Source organism: Endozoicomonas atrinae, from assembly GCF_001647025.1.
GTDB lineage: Bacteria > Pseudomonadota > Gammaproteobacteria > Pseudomonadales > Endozoicomonadaceae > Endozoicomonas > Endozoicomonas atrinae.
The window spans coordinates 1-5,738 of the sequence record NZ_LUKQ02000298.1; the positions used below are offsets into that span (position 1 = coordinate 1).

Consider the following 5,738-nt stretch of genomic DNA (forward strand, 5'->3'; position numbering starts at 1 on the left):
GCGTCATTCGTAAGGCGATCAAGAACCGGAAGATTTTTCGGACTGATGAGTCAGTCATGAAGGTAATCTATCTGGCCATGGAAAAAGCTTCCGAGAAATGGACCATGCCGATCAGGAACTGGAAAGCAGCCATGAACCGGTTTGAAATTATGTTTCCTGACCGGTTCAAGGAGTAATAGTTTTGGTGGCGTTTACACAGAATTATTTACAGGCTCTTGAGTGAGTGTATAGTCATTTTCCGTACACGCTTTTAGAGGCTGCACGGAAAGTTATAGATAAATAAGAAGGAGTAAATTAATGGACATTACCAACAACAGCGGTGTTAGTTATTCTCAGAATACTGTGCCAGTAACCAGCGCCATTGATGATAGTTTGCCGCAAAAAAGCTTCAATGGAATGACAATTTCAAATGAAACCACGGAGTTTTCAACCCAACACATAGAGAATAAAGATTCAGAGGTAGAGTGTAACATTTGTTATGATCGTATTGCTTTAAGAGATAGAACAACCTCCACTACAGTTTCCTGCATACATGATCATTATTACCATGAAGACTGCATAAATTCTTATTACAAGACCAATCCATCTGTGAAACCGAAAAAAAACCCAGACTCAAAATGTTTTGTATGCACAAATCCGTTACCTTTACGAACACCAATATGGGACGTAGATGCTTTTGTTTGTAAAATTCAAAAAAGTGAGTTAGAACAATCAACACCTTATGTAGGGGCACCTATGACGTTCTCATTTAAAGATCAACCTGACTTTACAGTATCTTTGGGCTTTAAAGGAGCACCATGGCTTTTTTGTGAAAAAACCAACAATGAAAATTGCATCAAAGATGATGAAGCTGATAATGGCAGTATATATTATGAATACAGGATTGCACTTTCTACCGGAATTAGCGTTATAGGTGTTTCTTTTGTTACTTCCCCTGAGGATTCTGCACTAACATTAAAATCTCGTAAGATAGGTATGCTTAAAACACTTTTAGCTGCTCAAGCAAATCCTCGCAATCCAGCCCTAAATCCCGAATTAAATGATTTTTTTGACAATCAGCAGAGTCGTATTCCTGATTCACTAGAGATGTACTTTAGTGAAAAGGGAGATATTCAAGCCATTAATTACCCACTATACCCCTTAAAATGGTGCAAACCTGCTATGCAATGGCATGGTGATGTTGAAGCCAACATAAGTCTTCCATGCTCAGTTTCAATCAATAGTGGAAATACAAGCGCTATTTCAACTAATAGTACAAATAAGGTTGAATCTCCTCCACTGAGTAGCGGTTATGATAAAGCTCTGACTGCGCGGAAGCGGAATAAAATAGAGCCAACCACTACAACCTCTATTAGCGAGAATAGCGGCAGTCTACCAAAAGGTCAAAATCAACAGGGCAGAGTTTCTTTTCAATTGATAGTCACCGACTTGGAAAACACAAAAACTTATGCAGCATTTAAAGGTATTACCTTTAATAAACGTAAAGAATCTAAAGGAGTGTTTAATGATGCAGCTATTGCTGATAGTGAACTACGAAAATCTGAAGGGTACAATAAGTTTAAAAAGGATTTTTTTAGCCTGATTACTTCAATGGATTCTAAAGATGAATTCTGTATCCGAGTAAAACCTGAATTAATCGTATCGTCCTCTTCTCGAGTATCAATTGATGATGAGGAATATGAACCTAATGAAAAATTACTTAGGCATATGTTTGATAACATTAAAGAAATAGAGCAACTTAAGAGGGTAAAACAGCAACCGGGGTCAAGTGATTCTTGAACCCACTCCTGACACCAGCCCCATCAACCGACCAAAAAACGAAGCATCCCTCACTGTCTCCACCGCCTCATCTGCAGGCGGCTCCTTCATCATCTCTACTAATTTCTTCCGAAAAGTAGCCACATCATCGGTTTCCTCCAAATAGTTCAGCAGCTGCTCCACCCGCTTGCCATACATCGCCTGGTACTGGGTGCTTAAATACTCGGCGGCGTCCACTAATGACTGCATGTCTGCCCGGTGGCTGGCTCGCTTCTGGGTGAGGCTGGTAATTTCGGAAAACTCCGGCGGCAGCTCGGGCGCTCCCGTGCCCATGGGAGGCAGGGGGCTCGCTTCTTTTTTCTTCCAGCCGTCGCCATAGGTTTCCCGGATATAGTCTTCCGTGGGCTCGTATCCAAGGGTGCTTATTTTGTTGTCCCGGTCTGCCCTGGCCATCAGGTCTTCTTCGGGTTCGGTCTTACGCCATACTCGGGGCGGGGTGGCGTTCGGGAAATTCCACTCGGTCAGCCAGGTCACCACCTGCTGGTTGAAGCTCTCGCATACCAGGTCAGCGTCGCTTTTGATCACGTCCTGCTGCACGTCCTGGTGTACCTCCGCCTGGCTTCGACTGCTGCCATCATCGGTGGTCATGGTCTGGCTCAGGATCACTTTGCTGATCGCCTTGTCCATACGCTGACAGAGGGCGTTATAGTCGGCGGTGCCGGATCTGGCCGCTTCGATCAGCTCAATAATCACGTTGTCGGGAATCACCACGCCGCTGTCGCTTTGTATAGCATCCAGTGCCTGCAGAGCTTTCTCTCGCTCGATGGGATCTTGTGCCTGTCCGGGAGGAAGTTTGGCCGCTGCGGTGGGCATGCCGAATTTTTCCAGAAAGATCAGCCAGAACTTGATGCCGTTGCGTTTAAAAAAAGTCGGCCAATAAAGGTAATGAGCCAGCCCCATGCCATAGGGGTTGTCGCTATGGTCGGCACCGGCGCTGAATACCCAGAACTTTTTTTCAGGCAGCTTCATGCCGTTGGGATGTTGGATATTGATCAGCCTTAGTTTGCCTTCCAGATCAAACTTAAACCGGCTGCGATCTCTGACCTTAATATCGTCTATAACAATTCTGTTGCCGTCGTATGCCCACAAACACTCGGCTACTGAATAACCGTAAAAAACGCCGAATAGCATCTTGTCGGTAATGTCATCAAAGTTGCGGCTATTTAACTGCTCTTTAATAAACTCTGCTGCGGCTTTGTCTTCACTGCTCTCGCTGGCAGGCTCCACATCCCACTCCGATTGGGTCACGGCCAGCCGTCGTTGCTGAAAGCAGGGTTTCACCTGGTCGTCCCGTAGCAACTCGTCATAGAGGCGCATATCCCGGCCTCGCTGCTGGAGGACACTGTCCGGGTTTTCCATGAGCATGTGTGTGTAGGCTTTGCTCATGAGAATGCCGTGGTCGGCTTGGGCGATCTCGCCGAGGGTGGGCTTGCCTGCCATTGTGGTTCTTCCCTAAAGACTTTTCAGTACAGCAATTTTATATTGCCAGCACTGCCAATATTCACCTCTAAAAATTCCTGTATTTTCGTTTTATGGATTAGTTGATATGCCACAAAAAAAATTGATAAGGGTTCACTTTGAAAAAAAAGATGGATCTGTCCGCCATGAACTTGCGTTTAGAGGTGAATCTATTCCTGCTGTGGCTAAATTCTGTGAAGGAAAACCAAAATTAGCAGCCTTTGAAAAAGGTTACACGATCACTACTGTTGCATATTGGGATAAGGAAGTTCCGGACGAAACAGAAATATTTGATATTAATGACTCTCATTTTGAGCACTGGTTTGATCTGACTTTCTGTGGGCTTAATACCCCCTAAAATCATTACTCCCCCGGACACTGCCATAGCCCTTGTTGCTCTGTATGCTTTGACCGTCGTCCATTGCCGCCATGCCCACTCGCTTCCTGCCGCTGGCGGCATGGTCAAAGCTGGCGCTGTTCTCATGCGCCCACTTTAAAAACTGGCTGGTACTGTCCACCTGGTCGTCGTGGGGAGCAAGGGGAAAAATGGTCATCTCTATTTCGTAATCCAATGTCCACGGCGATACCTCGGGCAAATAGACCATGCCTGCTTCAAACAGGCTCGATACGGCAATCAATCGGTCGACTTTGTTAATGCCTTTGGTGTCGATGGGAATTACCGGAATTCTGACCTTTGTCTGTCCTACCCCCACGCCCTGGCGCAGCTCCTGGATCAAGCTCTGCCCGCTGCCCTTGTCCTCTATCAATACCCCTTGGGGTCGCCATGCCTCGTATAGGCTGGCTGCTGCCCGTTTCAGTGCCGGGTACTCCATGCGCTCTCTGAATACGTCCAGCAAATACCAACCGTGTCGGGTTTCGCCCCAGGTGGTGCAGACGCTCGGGTCGTTCACCTGCTCTGGTTTATAGGCGGTATCCCAACTCTGAATAACTCTTAAAAATTCCGAGGGCAGTACGTTGTAGCGTTTGAACCACTGCGCTTTAATGAGGCCGCCTTCCGGTGTGGCGTTCCAATCGCCCATGAGCCATGCCTGTACCAGCCACGGTGGGCCTGACTTTTTCAGGCGAGCTATGTAGCCGGGATCTCCATCCATCAGCAGTCGGTTGTCTTCAAGGCGACTCGGTATATAAATGCGTTTAGCATTGCTACTGTCATCAGTGACCGGCTGCATGCCTAATGGCGCTGGATCAATATATCGCTTTTTTATCCATTCGTGACCCGGGCCGCCGGGGTTGGCGCTCACGTTAAAACTGGAGGGGATGCCGTGAGGGTTTCGTAGGGTGGCGTTCAGTTTGTCGATGGGGTCCGGATTGGGGAAGTTACCCCCTTCGTCAATATAAACGTCGGTATAGCTGTGTCCCTGATACTTGCCCGCATCAGCATCCCGCTCCAAACTTCGGAGCCTGAGTATAGCCCCGTTGGGCATAACCCATGTGCTTTTCTGCGCTTTCCACAGGGCACCTAATGGGGTGAATATCTCCTGACTTCGGCCTATGACCTCATCCAGCTCTGGCATACTGCGGCGGACGAATAACCCCTTACACTTGCCGCCATAAACCTGCGACCTCATCAGCCACTTGCCTAAAAAGCCATCGGTCTTGCCGCCGCCCCGAGCACCGCCATAGAGAATGTCTTCAATAGGGCAGGTGAGCAGGGCGGTCTGTGGTCCGGGTTGCGGTGACCAGGTGATCGCCACGCTGGCCTCACGCTTTTTTCATGCGGCTGAAAAAATCCTTCACCACACCTTTGGCTATTTTTTCGTGCCGGTTCGCCTCTTTTTTTCGCTGTTGGTAGTCGTGATACTTTGCAACGATCATATGGGCAAGCTCACCCATCATCTCGTTCATGCTGTCTTCGTCCATCATGGGGTGCCTGGTAAACTGGCAGAACACCATGGTTTCCTCTTTCTCCTGATTACGGCCTTCTGACAGATGTAATGCCCAGTTGTTTTTGTCATTCCTGGCCTGACTGACTGTCATGCTGTAAACCGGTTTCTTAGCCATGGGTTTCCTCCTGAATTTTCCGCATCCATCCTTCGGCAAAGCATATCGCCACAATTTCAACAGCGTTATTTGCTTGCAGCTTCTCTTTCACTACGCTGAGGCGGGCTGTAACCGCTTGATAGCTAACGCCGTTCATAGCAGCGATCTGTCGTTGACTGTGGCCTTCGGCCAAAAGAATAATGAACTCTGCCTGTCTGGGTGTGACCTGCAAACAGTCAAGCTCATATTTGTTACCTTTTACCGTAATCATTCATCACCCTTGGGCTGGTATTGGATCAGCCACTGTTCTAAGTCCATAGGAGAGGGCACCACCACGACACCCTGGTTCACCAGTTCTTCACCGTCAGGTGTCGTGTGAGCGATCTTCTTTGGAGCTTCAAAGCCGTATATTTTCGCTCGCTGGTCAATGGCTTTCATAATCCTGTCCATTGCCTGTAAGT

Annotated in this window: 7 protein-coding genes and 1 pseudogene; 3 read left to right on the forward strand and 5 right to left on the reverse strand. The window is 47.6% G+C overall.

Annotated elements, in window-relative coordinates:
• Together AK963_RS32445 and AK963_RS24625 are read left to right on the forward strand one after the other, a co-directional pair.
• Positions 1–176 (forward strand): annotated as a pseudogene (locus AK963_RS32445) (IS256 family transposase); the annotation flags it as partial.
• 121 nt (positions 177–297) lie between these two features.
• Positions 298–1,779 (forward strand): RING finger protein, encoded by a 1,482-nt coding sequence (locus AK963_RS24625; RefSeq protein ID WP_066018039.1) that lies wholly within the window; start codon positions 298–300, stop codon positions 1,777–1,779.
• Here AK963_RS24625 and AK963_RS24630 read toward each other — a convergent pair.
• A complete protein-coding gene (locus AK963_RS24630; protein ID WP_083232875.1) occupies positions 1,765–3,258 on the reverse strand; it encodes a DUF935 domain-containing protein in 1,494 nt (497 codons plus the stop codon). The two genes, AK963_RS24625 and AK963_RS24630, sit on opposite strands and share 15 nt — an antisense overlap.
• A gap of 106 nt (positions 3,259–3,364) precedes the next feature.
• Here AK963_RS24630 and AK963_RS24635 point away from each other — a divergent pair, with 106 nt between their 5' ends.
• Positions 3,365–3,634 (forward strand): hypothetical protein, encoded by a 270-nt coding sequence (locus AK963_RS24635; RefSeq protein ID WP_066018040.1) that lies wholly within the window; start codon positions 3,365–3,367, stop codon positions 3,632–3,634.
• Here the strand turns inward: AK963_RS24635 and terL are convergent.
• The 4 genes from terL to AK963_RS33560 form a co-directional block, all read right to left on the reverse strand.
• On the reverse strand, positions 3,621–4,991 hold the full coding sequence (terL, locus tag AK963_RS24640) for a phage terminase large subunit (protein WP_202969854.1): 1,371 nt from the start codon (positions 4,989–4,991) through the stop codon (positions 3,621–3,623). The two genes, AK963_RS24635 and terL, sit on opposite strands and share 14 nt — an antisense overlap.
• Before the next feature lie 7 nt (positions 4,992–4,998).
• A complete protein-coding gene (locus AK963_RS24645; RefSeq protein ID WP_066018041.1) occupies positions 4,999–5,298 on the reverse strand; it encodes a hypothetical protein in 300 nt (99 codons plus the stop codon).
• Complete coding sequence (locus AK963_RS24650) at positions 5,291–5,548, reverse strand: helix-turn-helix transcriptional regulator (protein WP_066018042.1); 258 nt, start codon at positions 5,546–5,548, stop codon at positions 5,291–5,293. The genes AK963_RS24645 and AK963_RS24650 overlap by 8 nt, the downstream gene beginning before the upstream one ends.
• The coding region (locus AK963_RS33560; protein WP_238593839.1) for a hypothetical protein at positions 5,545–5,738 on the reverse strand (194 nt) is incomplete at its 5' end. The genes AK963_RS33560 and AK963_RS24650, both read right to left, overlap by 4 nt.